At 77.8% G+C, this 18180-nt stretch carries 14 protein-coding genes; 4 read left to right on the top strand and 10 right to left on the bottom strand.

The features are described from left to right. Window positions 1-15: 15 nt before the first annotated feature. From AS188_RS09945 to AS188_RS09910, 8 genes are all read right to left on the bottom strand, one after another. Window positions 16-1062, bottom strand: a complete 1047-nt coding sequence (locus tag AS188_RS09945) for a glycosyltransferase family 9 protein (protein WP_236944962.1) — start codon at window positions 1060-1062, stop codon at window positions 16-18. Beyond that, entirely contained in the window at window positions 1052-2461 is a 1410-nt protein-coding gene (gene rfaE2 / locus AS188_RS09940; protein WP_058858715.1) for a D-glycero-beta-D-manno-heptose 1-phosphate adenylyltransferase, read from the bottom strand. Before rfaE2 ends, AS188_RS09945 begins: the two co-directional genes overlap by 11 nt. Further along, window positions 2458-4305 carry a glycosyltransferase gene (locus AS188_RS16505; protein WP_083529385.1) on the bottom strand — a complete coding sequence of 616 codons (1848 nt, stop codon included), beginning with the start codon at window positions 4303-4305 and terminating at the stop codon, window positions 2458-2460. Before AS188_RS16505 ends, rfaE2 begins: the two co-directional genes overlap by 4 nt. Then, window positions 4302-5261, bottom strand: a complete 960-nt coding sequence (locus tag AS188_RS09930) for a glycosyltransferase (RefSeq protein WP_058858714.1) — start codon at window positions 5259-5261, stop codon at window positions 4302-4304. The genes AS188_RS16505 and AS188_RS09930 overlap by 4 nt, the downstream gene beginning before the upstream one ends. Continuing rightward, the gene (locus AS188_RS09925; RefSeq protein WP_058858713.1) at window positions 5249-6331 is read right to left on the bottom strand and encodes a glycosyltransferase family 9 protein; all 1083 of its coding nucleotides are present in this window, start codon (window positions 6329-6331) and stop codon (window positions 5249-5251) included. Before AS188_RS09925 ends, AS188_RS09930 begins: the two co-directional genes overlap by 13 nt. 2 nt (window positions 6332-6333) lie before the next feature. Continuing rightward, the gene (locus AS188_RS09920) at window positions 6334-7998 is read right to left on the bottom strand and encodes an HAD-IIIA family hydrolase (protein ID WP_083529384.1); all 1665 of its coding nucleotides are present in this window, start codon (window positions 7996-7998) and stop codon (window positions 6334-6336) included. Beyond that, window positions 7995-9632 carry a carbamoyltransferase family protein gene (locus tag AS188_RS09915; RefSeq protein WP_058858712.1) on the bottom strand — a complete coding sequence of 546 codons (1638 nt, stop codon included), beginning with the start codon at window positions 9630-9632 and terminating at the stop codon, window positions 7995-7997. The genes AS188_RS09920 and AS188_RS09915 overlap by 4 nt, the downstream gene beginning before the upstream one ends. Window positions 9633-9708: 76 nt before the next feature. Beyond that, window positions 9709-10626, bottom strand: a complete 918-nt coding sequence (locus AS188_RS09910) for a polysaccharide pyruvyl transferase family protein (RefSeq protein ID WP_058858711.1) — start codon at window positions 10624-10626, stop codon at window positions 9709-9711. A gap of 157 nt (window positions 10627-10783) precedes the next feature. On the opposite strand from AS188_RS09910, the gene AS188_RS09905 reads away from it, so the two are divergent. Further along, window positions 10784-11140, top strand: coding sequence for a hypothetical protein (locus AS188_RS09905; protein WP_058858710.1), 357 nt, complete (start codon window positions 10784-10786; stop codon window positions 11138-11140). Between the two features lie 25 nt (window positions 11141-11165). Here AS188_RS09905 and AS188_RS09900 read toward each other — a convergent pair whose 3' ends face one another. Beyond that, window positions 11166-11963: a cytochrome c oxidase assembly protein gene (locus AS188_RS09900; RefSeq protein WP_083529383.1), complete on the bottom strand. Its 798-nt coding sequence runs from the start codon at window positions 11961-11963 to the stop codon at window positions 11166-11168. 2 nt (window positions 11964-11965) lie between these two features. After that, window positions 11966-12445 (bottom strand): DUF2243 domain-containing protein, encoded by a 480-nt coding sequence (locus tag AS188_RS09895; RefSeq protein WP_058858709.1) that lies wholly within the window; start codon window positions 12443-12445, stop codon window positions 11966-11968. 133 nt (window positions 12446-12578) lie between these two features. Here AS188_RS09895 and pepN point away from each other — a divergent pair, with 133 nt between their 5' ends. From pepN to AS188_RS09880, 3 genes are all read left to right on the top strand, one after another. Next, window positions 12579-15191 (top strand): aminopeptidase N, encoded by a 2613-nt coding sequence (pepN, locus tag AS188_RS09890; RefSeq protein ID WP_058859865.1) that lies wholly within the window; start codon window positions 12579-12581, stop codon window positions 15189-15191. A 126-nt stretch (window positions 15192-15317) separates the two neighbouring features. Next, complete coding sequence (locus AS188_RS09885; RefSeq protein ID WP_058858708.1) at window positions 15318-16460, top strand: hypothetical protein; 1143 nt, start codon at window positions 15318-15320, stop codon at window positions 16458-16460. Then, window positions 16457-18139 (top strand): ABC1 kinase family protein, encoded by a 1683-nt coding sequence (locus AS188_RS09880; protein WP_058858707.1) that lies wholly within the window; start codon window positions 16457-16459, stop codon window positions 18137-18139. Before AS188_RS09885 ends, AS188_RS09880 begins: the two co-directional genes overlap by 4 nt. Window positions 18140-18180 lie beyond the last annotated feature (41 nt).

Below are 18180 nucleotides of genomic sequence, written 5' to 3'. Positions count from 1 at the left end.
CGTGCGGGGGGCGGCTCAGTCGGGGTGTGCCGGGCGCGGGACCGGGCCGGTCAGGGCCGGGCGGCGGCCGGGCCCACGGGGACGGGGCGGTTCCGGGCCGGGGCGGTCCGGACCGGTGCGCTCGAGCAGGGCGCGGACGGCGGCGAGCACCTCGTCGGCGGTCACCGCGGCGAGGCGCTCGTCGAGCACGTCCGCGTGCGGGTCGCCCCAGGCCCCGGCGTGCGGGTCGCCGTGCCACAGCACGGTGTGCAGGCCGGGGTCCACCGCCGGGCCCCACCAGGCGGGCGGGGTCGGGCCGAACAGGACCACGGAGGGCACCGCCAGGGCGGTGGCCAGGTGCGCCACGCCGGTGTCGGCGCTGAGCACCGCGGCGGCCGATCCGACCGTGGCGGTCAGCTGCTCGAGGGACAGGTCCCCGCAGCGGTCCTGGACCCCGGCCAGGCCCTCGGCGACGGCCGCGGCCAGGGGGGCCTCGGCGGCGGAGCCGGTGACCACCACGGTGCGGCCCCCGGCGGTGAGCTCCGCGGCGACGCGGCGCCAGCGCCGGGCCGGCCAGCGGCGGGCGGCCGAGGCCGCCCCGGGGTGGATCACCACGGGCGCGTGCGCGGGCGCCGGGACGGGGGCGCGCAGCCGGAGGTCCTCCGGGCCGCACGGGCCCCCGGCGGCGCCGACCAGCCGGCACCACCGGTGCACCTCGTGCTCGTCGGCGCGCCAGGCGGGCCCGTCGTGGCCGTCCGCGGCGAAGGCGACGAGGCGCCGGGGGTTCCCGGCCCGCAGCAGCTCGTGGCTGCGGGGCCCGCGCCCGTGGAGGTTGACGGCCACGTGCCCGCCGGGCAGCGGCGGCAGGGGTTCGAGCCCGGTCGTGGGCAGGACGGCGTCGACCACGCCGAGCCCGGCCAGCCACGTCCCGATCGCCTCCGGGGCGGCGAGCACGAGCCGGTGGCCGGGCAGCATCCGGCGCACCCCGCGCAGCGGGGCCACCCCGGTGAGGGCGTCGCCGAGGCCGAGGGCGCGCAGGACCAGGACGTCGCCGGGCCCGATGCCGTCGGGCTCAGCCCTCACGGCCGGCCCGCTGCAGGATCGCGGTCGTCGAGCGCCCGGAGAGGTAGGGCAGGACGCTGACCTGCCCGCCCCAGCCCCGGACGTCGGCGGCCTCGGGCAGCTGCTCGGGGGTGTAGTCCCCGCCCTTGACCCACACGTCGGGGCGCAGGACGTTGAGGGCGGCGCGGGGGTCGTCCTCGTCGAAGACGACCACGGCGTCGACGCTGCGCAGGGCCGCGAGCACGCGCGCGCGGTCCTCCTGGCCGACCACGGGGCGTCCGGGCCCCTTGAGCCGGCGCACGGACCGGTCGGAGTTCAGCAGGACCACGAGGGCGTCGCCCAGGCGCCGGGCGGCGTCGAGGGAGGCGATGTGCCCGGCGTGGAGCACGTCGAAGCACCCGCCGGTGGCCACCACCGTCCCGCCGCGGCCGCGGACCTCCACGAGCAGGTCCTGGACCTCCCGCGGCAGCGCCGCGGCGCCGGGGGGCAGCTCCGGCGCCGCGCCGGTGCCGGCCGCACGGCGGGTGCGGAAGGTCGCGGCCCCGCCGTCGGCGACCCACTGACCGGCGGCCTCCACCGCGGTCGAGACCGCCGCGGTGACGTCGGCGCCCCCGCCCAGGGCCAGGGCCGCGGCCGAGGCGAAGCGGTCCCCCGCCCCGCACGGGTCCGTGTCGCGCACGGGGGCGGCGGGGACGTGCTCGGTGCCGGCGGCGGTGGCCAGCACGGCGCCCCGGGGACCGGCCGTGACGGCGACCGCGCGGGCCGCCCAGCGCTCGCGCAGCACGGGCGCGAGCTCGCGCGGGCCGGCGCCGGGGCGCTCGGCGGCGGCCGCGGCCTCGGCGGCGTTGGGGGTCACGAGCGCGCACCCGGGCACGGGCTCGCCGCCGCGCGGGTGCGGGTCCCACACGACCGTGCCGGTGCGGGCGTGGTCGGTCAGCGCCCGGCGCACGGCCGGGTCCCGGGTGACCCCGCCCCCGTAGTCGGAGACGAGCACGGCGTCGGCGCCGGCCAGGACGCGGGCGACGGCCTCGGCGGTGACGCCCACGGGGGTGCCCGGCCCGCCCTCGTCCACGCGCACGAGGGTCTGGCCGGAGCTGCGGATGCGGGTCTTGGTGCGGGTCCCGCCCTCGTGGCCCAGCCGCTCGAGGGCGACCTCGCCGAGGGCGGCGGCCAGCTCGGCCCCGGCGGCGTCCGCGGCGACGGGGGCGAGCAGGGTCACCTGCGCCCGGGCGGGCACGGAGCCCACGGCCGGGGGCTCGGCGCACAGCAGGGCCGCGAGCCCGGCCCCGCCGGGGCTGGCGAAGACGGCGTCGGCGTCCACGACGGGCACGGGCGCGTCGGGGCTCAGGCGGGTGGAGGTGCCGGTGACGTCCCGGTCGAGCAGGGCGTCGCCGACCACGACGATGCGGGCGGCGCTCATGCCACCCCCGCCCGCAGGGCCGTCCGCGGTGCGGGGGCCTCCTGCTCCTCGGGGGCCGGGGCGGGTGGGACCAGCCGGGCGTCGACGGCGGCGCACACGGCGTGCAGCAGCATCAGGTGGACCTCCTGGATCACCGAGGTGGACGGGGCGGCCACGGTCAGCGCCTCGTCGGCGAGCTCGGCCAGCGGGTTGGGGCCCGGACCGGTGAGGGCCCAGACGGTCAGGCCGTGCTCGCGGGCCCGCTCGGCGGCGGCGAGCACGTTGGGGCTGCGCCCGGAGGTGGACAGCAGCACGAGCACGTCCCCGGGCCGGCCGTGGGCGGCGACCTGGCGGGCGAAGAGCTCCTCGGCGCCGTAGTCGTTGACGATCGCGGTCAGGCTCGAGGTCTCGGCGGACAGGCACACGGCGGCCAGGGCCCGGCGCTCCTCGACGAAGCGGCCCACGAGCTCGGCGGTGAAGTGCTGGGCCTCGGCGGCGGAGCCGCCGTTGCCGGCGGCCAGGACGCGCCCGCCAGCGCCGAGCAGCCCGGCCAGGCGGGCGCCCCACCGGTCGACCGTGCCGGCGTGCTGGGCGGCGTCGCGGGCGGCCACGGCGAGCTCGTCGAGGTGGGCACCCAGCCACGCCTCGGTGCGCTCGCGCAGCGGCGGGTGCTCCCGGCGGTGGCGCTCGAGCACCCGCTCGTAGGAGCGCTCGGTCTGCTCGGCGACCCGCCCCCAGCCGAAGCACCGCTCGACGCGCTCGCGGCCGGCCCGGCCCATGCGGGCCGCCCGCTGCGGGTCCTCGAGCAGGGCGCGCAGGGCGGTCGCGGCCCCGGCGGGGTCGCGCGGCGGCACGAGCAGGCCCGTGACCCCGTCCTCGACGCTGTCCAGCAGCCCGCCGACCGCGGAGCCGACCACGGGCCGGGCGCAGGCCATGGCCTCGAGCGGGACCATCCCGAAGGGCTCGTACCAGGGCAGGCAGGCGACCACGTCGGCCCCGGCCAGCAGCTCGGCGGTGTCCCGGTGGTCCACCCGGCCGAGCAGCTCCACCCGGTCGGCCACCCCGAGCTCCCGGGCCAGGGCGCGCAGGCGCAGCGCCTCGGGGTCCCGGTCGAGCTCGGCGCGCTCGGGTCCGCCGGCGACCACGAGCTCGGCGCCGGGCAGCTCGGCGAGCGCGCGCACGGCGACGTCGACGCCCTTGCGCTCGACCAGCCGGCCCAGGGCCAGGATCCGCCGGCGGGCCCCGGCCGGGCGCGGCGGGGCGGGGGCGAAGGCCCCGAGGTCGACCCCGCAGGGGACGACGTCGATGCGGGAGGGGTCCCCGCCGAGGGCGAGCAGCTCGGCGCGCTCGTCGCGGCACGTGGCCAGGACGAGGTCGGCGCCGGTGATCAGCCCGTGCTCGGCGGCGAGGCGCCCGGCGGGGCTGGTGTCGGCGGCGCCCTGGTGGCGGCGCTTGACGGCCCCGAGCGCGTGGAAGGTCTGCACCACGGGGATCCGGTGGGCCTCGGCGGCCCGGCGGGCGGCCAGCCCGGACATCCAGAAGTGGGCGTGGACGAGGTCGGGGGCGCCGGTGCGGGCCCAGTCGCGGGCGAGCCAGCGGCCGAACTCGTCCATGTAGGGGGCGAGCTCGTCCTTGGGCAGCGGCCCGGCGGGCCCGGCGGGCACGTGCACGACGCGCACGCCGGGGGCCTGCTCGACGACCTCGGGCAGGGCCGGGTCGTCGCGGCGGGTGTAGACGCTGACGTCGTGACCGCGGCGGGCCAGGCCCTCGGCCAGGGCGGCGACGTAGACGTTCTGCCCCCCGGCGTCGACCCCGCCGAGCGCGGCCAGGGGGCTGGCGTGCTCGGAGACCATTGCGATTCTCATGCTGTCACCTTCTCCAGGATGCGGTCCCAGTCCGCGTGGAAGCGGTCCGTACCGTAGTGTGCCAGGGCGTGCTCGCGGGCGGCGCTGCCCGCGGCGGCCGCCGCGTCGGGATCGGCCAGCCAGGCCCGCGCCTGCGCGGCGAGGGCCCGGGGGTCGTTGGAGAGCAGCCCCGCCTCCGGCGGGACCGCCCGGGGGGCCTCGGTCGTGACGAGCCCGAGCACCGGCATCCCCAGGGTCATGGCCTCGAGCAGCGCCAGGCCCAGGCTCGTCCACCGGTAGGGGTGGAAGTAGGCCCGGTGGGCGCCCAGGGCCGCGTGCAGCCGGTGCTGGGGGTAGTTCTCGTGCAGGCCCCCGGCCAGGTGCGGGGCGGCGGCCGCGAGCTCGGCCATGCCCATGCCGTAGACCTCGACCGGCAGCTGCCGGCCCAGGTCGACGACGAGGTCGGTGCCGGCGATCCGGGACCGGCGCACGGGCTCGTTGACGACCACGGCGAGGCTCCCGCGCTCCCCCGTGTAGAGGTGGCCGGGGTCGAGCACGCCGTGCTCGACGACCTCGGTGGGGGCCTCGCCGTTGTCCCACATCATGCGGTTGAAGTGGGTGACGTGCACGACGGGCACGTCCGTGCGCCCGGCCATGGGGTGGCGGGTGGTCGCGGCCGGCCCGCGGGGGGTGTCGTGCTCGACGTAGACGGCCGGCACGTCGCGGCCGGGGCGGCGACCGGTCCAGCGCTCGAGCAGCCCGGCCTCGTGCGGGCGCTGGAGCACGACCGCGTCGAAGTCCTCGCCGGCCAGCTGCTCGGGGGTCAGCTCGCGGGCGGCGGCGGGCCAGTCCCAGGTCTGCGCGCGGCCGCGGCCGTCGGGGCCGCGGTCCGGGAGCACGGGCAGGAGGTAGTCGTGGGGCCCGTGGACGAACGAGGTGGTCCAGGAGCCGTGGACGTGCCAGATCAGGATGCGCACGCGCGTCCTCCTTCGGGGTCGGGGGCGGGGTCCCCGGCCAGCCGCTCGACGGCTCCGACCACGGCGTCGGGGCCGACCCCGGACAGGCAGGGGTGGCCGGGGACCGGGCAGTCCCGGGCGCGGGAGTCCCGGCAGGGGGCCTGCTGGTCCCCGAGCAGGACCACGGGCACGCCCCAGGGCGCCCACCGCTCGGGCGGGACCACCGGGGAGAAGAGGGAGACGACCGGGGTGCCCACGGCCGCGGCCAGGTGGGCGGGGCCGGTGTTGCCGACGACGGTGCACCGGGCGGCGTCCAGCACCGCGGCCAGGCCGGGCAGGTCGGTGCGCCCGGCGAGGTCGAGCACGGTCGCGCCGGGGACGGCGGCGCGGGCGGCGGCCGCGGTGGCGGCGGCGAGCTCCCTCTCCCCCGGCCCGCCGGTGACGACGACGGCGTGGCCGGCGGCGGCCAGTCCCGCCGCCAGGGACCCGGCGTGGCCGGGGGTCAGCCCGCGCGAGGGCACGGAGGCCCCCGGGTGCAGGACCACGAAGTCCCCGTCCAGGGCGGCGACCTCGGCCGGCGGGTCCGGCAGCGGGCGGCGCACGGCCAGGCGCAGCCCGGCCCCGGCCGGCGCGGGAGCGCCGGCGGCGACGGCCAGCTCCACGGCGGCCTCCACCTCGTGGCCGCCGCCGGGCGGGTCGGCCCGGCGGTGGCGGACGTCGAGCAGCGACCCGGGGTAGTCCTCGCTCGTGCCCACGACCCGGCCGATGCCGGCCAGGCGGGCGAGCAGGGCCATCGGCAGCGGGGACTGGTGGTAGGAGGTGAACACCACGGCGAGGTCGTAGCCGCGCCCGGCGAGCTCCTCGACGAGCGCGAGGGTGGCCTCCCGGTCCACGGCCGGCGGGCGGAACCCGGACCACGGCGCGGCGTGGACCAGCACCTCGGCCACGTCCGGCAGCAGCCGGGCCGCGGCGGCCCCGGCCGGGGAGGCCAGCAGGTCCACCGGGCCGAGGCGGGCCAGGGCCCGCACGGCGGGGCCGGTCAGCAGGACGTCCCCGTCCGAGTCGAGGCGGACGGCGAGGATGCGGCCCACGCTCAGCCCCGGCCCGCCGGGGCGGGGACCTCGAGGCCCGGCGCGGCCGCGCCGTGGGCACCGGGGGCGGGCCCGCCCAGGGCGGCGGCCACGGCCTCGGTCAGGGTCGCGGCGACCTCGGGGGCGGCGGCGACCTCCTCGGGGCGGGTGACCGGGGTGGGCACCAGCACGGAGCGGGCGCCGGCGGCCCGGGCCGCCTCGACGTCGGCGCCGATGTCGCCGATCAGCACGCACTCGGCGGGGTCCACGCCCAGCTCGGCGGCGGCGGCGCGGACCATGCCGGGGGCCGGCTTGCGGCACGCGCACCGGTCCTCCGGGGCGTGGGGGCAGACCTGCCAGGTGTCGAAGGGGCCCAGCAGCTCGGCGACGCGGGCGTTGACGGCGTCGACCTGGGCGCGGGTGAGCAGCCCCCGGCCGATCCCGGACTGGTTGGAGACCACCCCGACCCGGCACCCGGCGGCGCGGGCGGCGGCCACGGCCTCCCGGGCCCCGGGCACGAGCGCCACGAGCTCCGGGTCGCCGTTGTAGGGCACGTCGTGGACGAGCGTGCCGTCCCGGTCGAAGAGCACCGCGCGCACCGGCACGGGCCACGGCCCGGTGCGGCGGTGGCGCCACCAGCCGCTCACCCGGTGGCGCACGGCGGCCGGCGGGATCGCCGCGCTCGTGCGCGCCATGCGGGAGAGCTCGGGCAGGAACCCGTCGTCCCCGGGGCGGGGCCCGGGCGCGGTGCGCAGCAGCAGGAACCGGCCGGTGAGCCACCCCCACGCGGCCGCGCCGGCCGCGGCGGCCGTCAGGGCCGGGCGCACCGCGCCCCGCCGGCCCGCGGCCGCGGCGGCGAGGGCGGTGCCGGCCCCGGCGGCGGCCGTGCCCAGGGCGGCGACGGTCGCGACGTGCCACCGGAAGCCCCCGGGGGGCGCCTGGGCGGCGGTGCGCCAGTCCGGCCCGTGCAGCCGGCGCATGAGGGCGTCGTCGGCGTTGCCGGCCTGCACGCGCAGGGACACGAGGTCGTCGGCCGGGCGCACGGGGTGGGTGATCCGCCGCTGCCCGCGCACGAGCTCCCAGCCGGCCCGGCGCACGCGCAGGGCGAGGTCGGCGTCCTCCCGGTAGGCGCGCGGGAAGCGCTCGTCGAAGCCGTCGACCGCCTCGAGGGTGGCGACCCGGTAGGCCATGTCGGCGGTGGCCCAGTCGGCGCGCTCGAGGGAGGCGGTGTTGCGCTCCCAGTCGGTGGGCCGGCGGGTGCCCGGCAGCGGGACGTCGATCCGGCCCTGGGTCGCCCCGACCCGGGGCCCGCACGCGGCGAGGTCCTCGGCGAGCGCCCGGGCCCAGCCGGCGGGCAGCTCGACGTCGTCGTCGAGGAACGCGATCCACTCGGCGCCCGAGCGGCGGGCGGCACGCCAGCCGCGGTTGCGGGCGGCGGCGGGCCCGCGGCCGTGGCCGCGCACGGTGCGCACGCTCCAGGCGACGGTCTCCGGGACGGCCGGGGTCAGCGGTGCCACGTCCCCGGGCCGGTCGTCGACGACGACGACCTCCAGCGGGCCGGGGTGGGCGGCGTCGACGTCCTGGGCGGAGAGGGTGTCCAGCAGCCACTGCAGCGTGGGCCGGCCGACCGAGGGGATGACGACGGCGTAGGAGGCGGGTGCGGGGGTGCCGCCGGCGGCCGCGGTCATCGGGCCTCCTGGAAGAACGCGGCGCGGCGCACGAGGTGCGGGCCGAGCACGAGGGCGGCGACCGGGGCGGAGCCGAAGAGCTCGAGGGCGTCGCGGGGGTCGTCGACCATGGGCCGGCCGGCGGTGTTCAGGGAGGTGTTGACGACGACGGGAACGCCGGTGCGCTCGTCGAAGGCCCGCAGCAGGGCCGCGATCCCGGCGTTGTCCGCGTCCGTGACGGTCTGGATGCGGGCGGTGCCGTCCACGTGGGTGACGGTGGGGATCCGCTCCCGCCACTCGGGGGCGACGTCGTGGACGAAGAGCATGAAGGGGCTGGGCATCGGCCCGCCGCTGAAGATCTCCTCGGCGCGCTCGGCGAGGACCATGGGGGCCACGGGCCGGAACTGCTCGCGGCCCTTGACGTCGTTGAGCCGCTCGAGGTTCTCGGCGTGCATCGGGTTGGCGATCAGGGACCGGCGGCCCAGGGCCCGGGGGCCGAACTCGCTGCGGCCGTCGAACCAGGCGACCACGCCGTTGTCGGCCAGGACGTCGGCGACCTCCCCGGCGAGGTCCTCGGGGGTGGTGAAGGGCACCTGGGCGGTGGTCAGCCACCGCGCCAGCTCGTCGTCGGACCAGCTGCGCCCGAGGGCGGCGGTGGGCTGCGGGGCGCCGAGCTCCCCGGCCTCCTGGGCCAGGTGCAGGGCGGCGCCCAGGGCGGTGCCGGAGTCGCCGGAGGCCGGCTGGACCCAGACCTCCTCGAAGGGGGTCTCGCGCCAGATGCGGGAGTTGGCCACGCAGTTCAGGGCGGTGCCGCCGGCCATGGTCAGCACCCGGTCCCCGGTCCGCCCGTGCAGCCAGGTGGCGAGGTCCACGAGGACCTCCTCCACGACGGCCTGCACGGAGGCGGCGAGGTCGGCGTGGTCCCCGCCCCAGGTGCCGTCGTCGACCCGGCGCGGGGCGAAGCGGGTCCAGTCCGGGGCCTGGGCGCGGAAGCCGCCGTCGCCGGTGGCGCGCACGAGCTCGCGCAGCTCGGGCAGGAAGCGCGGTTCGCCGTAGGAGGCCAGGGCCATGACCTTGAACTCGTCGGAGGAGCGCAGGAAGCCGAGGTGGTCGGTGAGGGACTCGTAGAGCAGGCCCAGGGACTCGGGCAGGGCCTGGCGGTGGAGGACCTCCAGCCGCCCGTCGCGGTAGCGCCCGGCCAGGTGGGAGTGGGCCTCCCCGCGGCCGTCGACGACCAGCACGGAGCTGGTGCGCGAGGGGGCGGCCAGCCCGGCCGAGGCCGCGTGGGCGACGTGGTGCTCCACGAACCGGACCTTTCCCCGGTCCAGCCCGGGCAGCGCCTCGGCGAGGAATCCGGGGGCCCGGCGGGCGTAGTCCACGCGCACGGGGTCGTAGGGGTCGTCCGGGATCTCGGCCGCGATCGAGGGATCGAAGGAGTAGCCCACGGCGTCGAGGTCCTCCGGGGTCAGCCCGGCCTCGTCCAGGCACCAGCGCATCGCCTGCTCCGGCAGCTCCCAGGCCGAGAACGGCACGGGCCGCTTGCCGTGCTTGCGCCGCGAGAAGCGCTCCTCCTCCGCGGCCGCCACCACCTCGCCGTCCACGACGAGCGCCGCCGCGGGGTCATGAAAAATCGCGTTGATGCCCAGGAAGTTCATGATCCGGAGTATGGCACACGGTGATCAGGCGGCTGACATTGCCGGTGCGCATCCCGGGCGGCGCGTCCGGCGGGCCTCAGCGCCCGGGCACCGCGGGGGCCGGGGCCAGGGCGGCCAGCAGCTGTTCGAGCTGCTCGGCCCCGGCCGGGGCGAGGGCGGCGCGCTCGGCGGCGGCCGCGCGGCCGGGCCCGGACAGGCACCAGTCCAGCAGCGCGTCGAAGTGCTCGCCCGCCTCGGCCCCGGCGGCCTCCTCGGCGCCGACCACGGCCGGCCAGTCCCAGGCCCGGGCCTGGGCGGTGACCTTCCCGCCCCCGGCCACCGGGTCCACCGCCAGCACCGGCACCCCGGCGCGCAGGGCCAGGACCAGCCCGTGCAGGCGCATGCTCACCACGGCGTCGCAGCGGGCGGCCACGGACCCGGCCTGCGCCGGGGTCGCCGGCAGCCGCCAGTCGCGCGGGTCCAGCCGGGTCTCCAGGGGCAGGCGGGCCGCGTCGAGGCCCCCGAGCCACTGCTCGAGGCCGGCCCGCACCGCGTCGTGGCGCCGCAGCGCCCCGTACTCCCGCTGCCCGCCCGTGAGGTAGACGCCCAGCACCGGCACGAGCGCCGGCTCCGGGCCGGCGGCCAGGTCGCGGTGGGCGCCCGCGCCGGGGCGGTCCCGGGCGATCACCCGGTGGAAGCCGGCCGTTGCCGGGTCGGCGGGGTCGAGCACGCTCACCCCCACGGCGAGGCGCTCGCAGTGGGCGAAGCGCTCGTGCAGCTCCGCCACGGGGGCCCCCGTGGCCGGGCCGCAGACGAAGACGAGGTGGGTGTAGTCCTCCGGGCGGGCGTCGTCCAGGCGCAGCCCGCCGGGCGGGCACATCACGGCGCTCCAGGCGGTGTCGAAGGGCAGCCCGGCCCCGGCGAGGGCGCCGGCGACCGCCTCGGTCGCGAGGACGTCGCCCGCCGTCGCCTCGCCGTGCAGGACACTGGACCACCCGGCCACGAGAATGCGCATGGCCCCGACGCTATCGTGCCGTCACGGTCGGTCACGACACCGCCGGGCCCTGGCGGGTGCGCCGGTGCGCGCCTACCCTCGGAGGCACCGGTCCCGCACCGGCCGCCGCGTGCCGCCCGACCGCGGCGGCGCGGCACCTCGCGGAAGGACCCGCCCCATGGACCACAAGCTCTCCGTCGTCGTGCAGGTCGACGTGGACGGCCGCTACGTCCACCTCCTCGTCACGGGCTGCCTCACCGAGCGCAACCACGCCGGTCTGCCCCCGCTCGTGGAGCGGGCCCGCGCCCTGGCGCCGGGGGCGGCGGTCGACGTGGACCTCACCCGCGCCCACCACGTGGACCCCGGTGGGCTCGAGCGGCTGCGCCGCTGCCTCGACCCGGACGACGGCCCGGGCCCCGGCGGCCCCGTGCGCCTGCTGACCCGCCCGGCGCCCTTCGGGCTGCCCGTGCCGGGCGAGCCCTTCCTGCCGGCCGGGCCCTGGTCCGACGGCGGCCGCGACGGCGTCGCGGCCTGAGGCCGCGCCCGCCGGGGCGCCCGCCTCAGGCCGGGCGGGCGGGCACCGGGCGGGACCGGGCGGCCCGGTACCAGCCGGCGAGCAGGAGCACCATCAGGGCGACGTCGACGACGTCGCCGCCGTAGTACATCAGCTGCGCGCCCGTCCGCGCCTCGGCCGCCCCGACCCCTGCCGGCGGGTGCGCCCACAGCCACTTGGCGAGCACGGAGTGGGCCGCGACGAAGACCACGAGCACCGCCGCCCGCACCCGCAGGGACGCCCGGTGCGGGTCGGGGTCCACCCCCACCAGCGACGCGGTGAGCACGCACCCGGCCAGCACGACGTGGGCGTGCACCAGCGCGTGGACGGGCACGGAGGCGTGCATCAGCCGGTAGAGCTCCGTGGTGTAGAGCAGCCACAGCCCGCCGAGGTTCAGCGCCGCCGCGACCACCGGGTGCGTGAGCACCCGCACGGGCGGGGTGCGCAGCACGCGCACCAGCGCCCGCGCCCGGCCGGCGGGCAGCGCCCGCAGCACCAGGGTGACCGGGGCGGCCCGGACCAGCAGCAGCGGGGCGAGCATGCCCGCGAGCAGGTGCGCGCCCATGTGGGCGGGGAACCCGGTGCGGGCGGCGGCGGCCAGCGGCCCGGCCAGCCCGGCGCCGGCGCAGACCAGCCCGGCCGCCCACAGCACCGTGCGGTGCACCGGCCACGGGCCGCGGTCCCGGGCCGCCCGCAGCGCGAGCGCCCACCCGGCGGCGGCGGCGAGCAGGAGCAGCAGCACGGCGCCGTCGAGCAGGACCCAGGGCGGCGCCCCGGCTCCCGCCCCGTGGCCGGCGTGGTCCACGCTCAGCGGGCCGGGCGGGTGGCGCGCAGCACGGCCAGCCCGGCCAGCAGCGCCAGGGCCGCGGAGCCGATCCAGGTGGCGTCGTAGACGAGCAGGTCCACGTCGTAGCGGATCTGGTGGATCCGCAGCACCTTGTGCAGGACCACGCCGTCGACCAGCTGGAAGAGGCCCACGCCGGCGAGCACCGCCCCGCCCCAGCGGGCCCACCGCACCTCGGCGCGGCGGCGGGCGTCGGCGAGCAGGAACAGGCCCCACACGGTGAGGAACCACCCGGCGGCGTGGAAGAGGCCGTCGGCGGCCAGGGCGACCGCCGTGGTGGAGAGGTCGTAGAAGTGGTGCCACTGCAGGAGCAGGTGGAAGACGAACAGGTCGATCAGCGACGCGGCGATCCCGCAGCCGAACAGGACACCGGAGAGCACGGTCCGCCGTTCCGGGGCCCCCGTGCGGCGGGGCCCGGGGGCCGGGACGTCGGCAGGTGTCACGGGGGCCTCCTCCGGGTCGGGCCGCCGGGTCCGGTGCCCGCGGCGGCGCGGGCGCTGTCCTCCAGCGTAGGCGCGCACGGCGCGGTGTCCAGGCCCGCGCCCGCCGCCGGGCCCGGGTGGTTCAATGGCAGGCGTGCGCAACGAGAACCTTTCCCGCCGCGAGGCCGCCGACCGCTCCGCGCTGATCGCCGTGGAGGACTACGAGGTGCTGCTGGACCTCTCCGCGGCCCCGGACCCGGCCGTGGGCACCTTCCCGACGACGACCACGGTGCGCTTCCGCGCCGAGGAGGGCGCCCAGAGCTTCCTGGACCTCGTCGCCGCGACCGTGGAGTCCGTGGTCGTCAACGGCACCGAGCTGAACCCCGACGACGTCGTCGAGGGCGCCCGGGTCCGGCTGCCCTCGCTGGCCGCCCACAACGAGGTCACGGTGGTGGCCCGGGGGCGGTACTCCCGCTCGGGCGAGGGGCTGCACCGGTTCACGGACCCGGCCGACGGCGCCGTGTACCTCTACACCCAGTACGAGCCGGCCGACGCCCGCCGGGTGTTCGCCTGCTTCGACCAGCCCGACCTCAAGGCCTCCTTCCGCTTCGCCGTCGTGGCCCCGCACGGCTGGGAGGTCTCCTCGAACGGGGTGCGCATGGCCGCGGCGCCCGAGCCGGCCGCGGAGCGGGCGGGGGCGGTGCGCCACGCGTTCTCGGCCACCGAGCGGATCTCCACCTACATCACGGCGGTCCTCGCCGGGCCCTACGCCCGCGTGACCGGGGAGTGGCGCCACGCCTTCGAGGACGGCTCCCGGATGAGCGTGCCGCTGGCCCTGTACTGCCGGGCCTCCCTCGCGGAGCACCTGGACGCCCGGGAGCTGTTCGACCTCACCCGGCAGGGGCTGACGTTCTTCACGGAGCTCTTCGGCCGGCCCTACCCGTTCGGCAAGTACGAGCAGGCCTTCGTGCCCGAGTACAACCTGGGGGCCATGGAGAACCCCGGGCTGGTGACCTTCACGGAGGAGTACCTCTTCCCCGACGGCGCGACCCGCGCCCAGCTGCAGGGCCGGGCCAACACCCTGATGCACGAGATGTCCCACATGTGGTTCGGCGACCTCGTGACCATGCCGTGGTGGGACGACCTGTGGCTGAAGGAGTCCTTCGCCGAGTTCATGGGCGCCCACGCCTCCGTGCGCGCCACCGACTTCGAGGAGGCCTGGATCGCCTTCGCCGACCGCCGCAAGGCGTGGGCCTACCGCCAGGACCAGCTGCCGACCACCCACCCCGTCGTCGCCGACGTGCCCGACCTCGAGGCCGCGAAGCAGAACTTCGACGGCATCACCTACGCCAAGGGCGCGGCCGTGCTCAAGCAGCTCGTGGCCTTCGTGGGCTACGGCCCGTTCGTGGCGGCCTGCCGGGAGCTGTTCCGCCGCCACGCCTGGGGGTGCGCGGGCCTCGAGGACTTCCTGGCGGTGCTCGCCGAGGCCTCCGGGCGGGACGTGCGCGGCTGGGCCGACGCCTGGCTGGGCACCGCGGGGGTCGCCACCCTCTCCCTGGACCTGGCCCGCGACGACGACGGCGCCGTCGGCTTCGCCGCGCTGCTCCAGGAGCCCGGGTCCGGGGTGCTGCGCCCCCACCGGCTGCTGCTGGGCAGCTACGAGCGCGGCCCGGGGGACCTGCTGGTGCGCACGGGCACGGTCGAGGTGGACCTGCCGGCCGCCGCCTCGGTGGAGATCCCGGAGCTCGTGGGCTCGACCGCTCCCCTGATGCTCGTCAACGAGGAGGACCTCACCTACGCGAAGGTGCGCCTGGACCCGGTCTCCCTGGCCACGGCCCTGAGCTCCCTGTCCTCGGTCGAGGACGGGATGGCGCGCGCGCAGCTGTGGTCCGCGCTGTGGAACGCCGCCCGGGACGCCGAGCTCGACCCCTCCGACTTCGTCGGCGCGGTGCTCGACCACGGCTTCGACGAGCCCCTGGCCGGGGTGTTCGCCACCGCCGGGGACCGGGCCGTGGAGGCCGTCGAGCGGCTGGCCCCCCGCGCGGCCCGGGCGCGGCTGCGCGGGCGGCTGCTGGACGCCGTGGTCCGCGAGCTGCGCGCCGCCGACCCGGGCGGGGACCGGCAGCTGGCCCTGGCCCGGCTGGCCGCCCGGCTGGCCCGCCGCGACGGCGGCCACGCCGCATGGCTGCGGGACCTGCTCGAGGGCCGGGCCGCGCTGCCGGGCCTGCCCCTGGGGCCGGAGCTGCGCTGGGCGCTGTGGACGGCCCTGGCCGCGACCGCCGCCGGCGAGGACCCGGCGCTCACGGCGGCCCTGGAGCGGGAGCAGGCCGCCGACCGCACGCGCACCGGGCGGCTCGGCGCCGCGCGGACCCGCGCCGCCGTGCCCACCCCGCAGGCCAAGGCCGCCGCCTGGGCGGCGATCACCGGGGAGGAGCTGTCCAACGACCTGCTCACCGCGACGATCACCGGCTTCCGCCTCGGGCCCCCGGAGCTGCTCGAGCCCTACCGCGAGCGCTACTTCGCGATGCTCGAGGAGGTCTGGGCGCAGCGCTCGATCGGGATGGCCACGCGGCTGGTGGAGGGCCTCTACCCCTCGGACGCCGACCTCGAGCCCGGCCACGACTCGGCCCGCCACCCCGTGGTGGCGCGCACGGAGCTGTGGCTGACCAACCACGCCGGGGCGCCCGCGGCGCTGCGGCGGATCCTCGTGGAGGAGCGCGACCACCTGCTGCGGGCCCTGCGCGCCCAGGCGTCCGCGCGCGGCTGAGCCCCCGACCCCGGGCGCGGGGGCGTCGGCGCAGGTCGACGGCGTCTGCGGCCTCCGCCGGGCGCCGCCGGAATCGTGAGAAGCTATGGACGACTCGAACACCCCCCAGCTCCGCCGAGGGAGACCATGACCGACTACGCGCTGAACGACCGCGGCTCTCTGGAGATCGTCACGGAGAACTTCTACGACACCGAGATCATGCGGGTGTTCGGCGGGCTGTCCTTCGGGAAGCTGCGCACGTGGGAGGGCCCCGCCGCGCTGGTCCCGGAGCCGGACAACCCCTTCGACCCCACCACGGTCTCGGTGCGGATCGGGCGCAACAAGATCGGCCACCTCGCCCAGCAGGACGCCCAGCGCTACTGGCCCTACCTGGCCCGGGTGGTCGCCTCGGGGTACACGCCCGTGGCACCGCTGAAGCTGGAGGCGACCGTGCTGCGCCAGGACGGGCAGGCCGAGGTGGACGCCACCGCCCGGCTGTCCATCGCGGCCCCGGACCTGCTGTTCCCGCTCAACACCCCGCCCGCACAGGCGGCGGTGCTCCCCCAGGGTCCCTCGATCAAGGTCCTCGACGAGCAGGAGTTCGCGGAGTACCTGCACGGGATCGTCCCGCCCTCGGGCGAGGGGCGGGTGATGCTCACCCTCGAGGTCAACAAGGTGCGCAACGCCCACGGGCAGACCGTGGACACCGTCGACGTCCTCTACGAGCGCCGCCAGGTGGGGCGGCTGGCGACCCAGATGTCGCGGCAGTTCATCCCGATCATCGACCACGCCTTCCAGCACGAGCTGCTCACCGCGGTGTGGGGCACGGTGCGCGGCTCCGCCTACGAGGTGTCGATGACGGTCCAGGCGGCGCGGCCCGACGAGATCCCCGCGTCCTGGTTCGAGGAGCTGCCCAACGACGTCCCCGAGCTGCTGCCGCCCGCCGAGAGCTACCCCGTGCCCGACGCCTACGTCCCCGCCGAGGCCGACCGCTCCCGCAACGCCCGCAAGTGGCGCAAGGGCTTCGCGGTCGCCGCCCCGGCCGAGGCCCCGGCGGGCCCCGAGGCGGGCCCGTCGGCCCAGCGCTCCGCCGGCGGGTCCGGGCCCACGTCCTTCGGGCAGGTCTCGGTGGCGGTGTGGGCGCTGCTGGCGATGACCCTGGTGCTCGGGGTGGTCGGCGTCGTCTTCCTCGGCATCGAGCCGCTGGTCAGCGCCCTGTGCTTCATCGTGGCCGTGGCCACCGGCTTCATGTCCTTCTACCTGGCGCGGATGAGCGTGGCCGGGCGATGATCAGCCGGCGGGAACGGTTCCTCCAGATCCTGGAGGTGCTCTCCAAGCACGGGTTCGGCTTCGCCCTGGGCGGGATCAAGGAGCAGTGGCGGGCGCCGCTGGCGCGGGTGCGGCTGATCGACCCGGAGAAGCTCTACAGCCAGCCCGTGCACCTGCGCCAGGCCCTCGAGGAGCTCGGCCCCACGTTCGTGAAGCTCGGCCAGCTGGTCTCCACCCGCCCCGACCTGCTGCCCCCGCGCTACGTGCAGGAGCTGGCGCGCCTGCAGGACAGCTCCCCGCCGGTGCCCCCCGAGCGGATCCGGGAGATGATCGAGTCCGAGCCCGACTCCGCCGCGGAGGAGATCCTCGCCCGGATCGACCCGGTGCCGCTGGCCACCGGCTCGATCGGGCAGGCGCACGCGGCCGTCTACCAGGGCGTCGAGGTCGTCGTGAAGGTGCGCCGGCCCGGGGTGGTCGAGGAGGTCAACCGCGACCTCGAGATCCTCGCGGAGCTCGCGAAGCTGCTGGGCACCTACTGGCCCGCCGTCGAGCACTTCGACCTCGAGGGCCTGGCCGACGAGTTCGCCCAGTCCCTGCGCGAGGAGCTGGACTACCTCACCGAGGCCCGCAACGCCCAGCGGATGGCGGAGAACTTCACCGGGGACCCCACGATCCACGTGCCCCGGATCTTCTGGGAGGCCACGACCTCCCGGATCCTCACGATGGAGCGGGTCCGCGGGATCAAGATCAACGACTACCCCGCCCTCGAGGCCGCCGGGCTGGACCGCCACCAGCTGGCCGTGGACTCCACCGAGGCGATCTGCCGGATGATCTTCGAGCACGGGTTCTTCCACGCCGACCCGCACCCGGGCAACCTCTTCGTGGAGGCCGGCGGGCGGATCGGGATCATCGACTTCGGCATGATGGGCACGCTCTCCGACGAGTTCCGCGACCACCTGGTGACCGTCATGCTCGGGGTCGTGCAGCAGAACCCGCGGCGGGCCGCCGCGGGGCTGCTCGGGGTGACCTGGCAGGAGCAGGACGTCAACAAGAAGGAGCTCGAGCGCGACGTCGCCCTGCTGCTGCGCCGCTACGCCAACCGGCCCCTGCAGGAGGTGCGCATCGGGCACTTGATGGGCGACCTGATCCGGCTGCTGCGGCGGTACCGGATGCACCTGCCCCGGGAGTCCGCCCTGTTCCTGCGGATGCTGGTGACGGCCGAGTCCGTGGGCACGGGCCTGGACCCCGGCTTCGACCTCGTCTCGGTGCTCACCCCCTACGCCCAGCGCTTCGTGCTCCACCGACTCTCCCCCGAGGTGCTGCTCAAGCGCCTGCGCGAGGTCGTCGAGGACGCCGTGCAGATGGGCGTGGAGGCCCCCGAGTACCTGCGCCGGCTGATCGTGGTGCTCGAGCGCGGCGGCTTCGACGTCCACCTGCGCGGCGACGAGCTCGAGCCGCTGCTGCAGCGCGGGGAGAAGATCGGCCACCAGGTCGTGGCCGGCGCCGTGATCGCCGCGTCCATCAACGGCATGGCCCACATCCTCGCCTCGGACCCCGAGCGGTGGCGGAGGTTCCACACCCCGCTGATCGCCGGCGGGGCGACCACCGTGGGCACCCTGGCCGGCTACCTGGTGCTCTCCACCAACGTGCCCCGGGTTCGGCGGCTGGTCTCGGCGCTGCGCGGACGCCGCCGCTTCTGAGGGCCTCCCGCGGCGCGTCACGGACCGCCGCGCACGGGCGT

The sequence above is a fragment of the Kocuria flava genome (assembly GCF_001482365.1).
GTDB classification, from domain to species: domain Bacteria; phylum Actinomycetota; class Actinomycetes; order Actinomycetales; family Micrococcaceae; genus Kocuria; species Kocuria flava.
The sequence above is the reverse complement of the archived record's forward strand: the minus strand, read 5'-3'. Positions and strand labels throughout refer to the sequence as shown.

What these genes read in the sequence shown, in the direction of transcription:
- AS188_RS09905 (WP_058858710.1), top strand. Translation starts at nt 10,784, where the DNA reads ATGGACCACAAGCTCTCCGTCGTCGTGCAGGTCGACGTGGACGGCCGC.
- AS188_RS09910 (WP_058858711.1), bottom strand. Translation starts at nt 10,626, where the DNA reads ATGCGCATTCTCGTGGCCGGGTGGTCCAGTGTCCTGCACGGCGAGGCG.
- AS188_RS09885 (WP_058858708.1), top strand. Translation starts at nt 15,318, where the DNA reads ATGACCGACTACGCGCTGAACGACCGCGGCTCTCTGGAGATCGTCACG.
- AS188_RS16505 (WP_083529385.1), bottom strand. Translation starts at nt 4,305, where the DNA reads ATGAGAATCGCAATGGTCTCCGAGCACGCCAGCCCCCTGGCCGCGCTC.
- AS188_RS09915 (WP_058858712.1), bottom strand. Translation starts at nt 9,632, where the DNA reads ATGAACTTCCTGGGCATCAACGCGATTTTTCATGACCCCGCGGCGGCG.
- AS188_RS09880 (WP_058858707.1), top strand. Translation starts at nt 16,457, where the DNA reads ATGATCAGCCGGCGGGAACGGTTCCTCCAGATCCTGGAGGTGCTCTCC.
- AS188_RS09920 (WP_083529384.1), bottom strand. Translation starts at nt 7,998, where the DNA reads ATGACCGCGGCCGCCGGCGGCACCCCCGCACCCGCCTCCTACGCCGTC.
- rfaE2 (WP_058858715.1), bottom strand. Translation starts at nt 2,461, where the DNA reads ATGAGCGCCGCCCGCATCGTCGTGGTCGGCGACGCCCTGCTCGACCGG.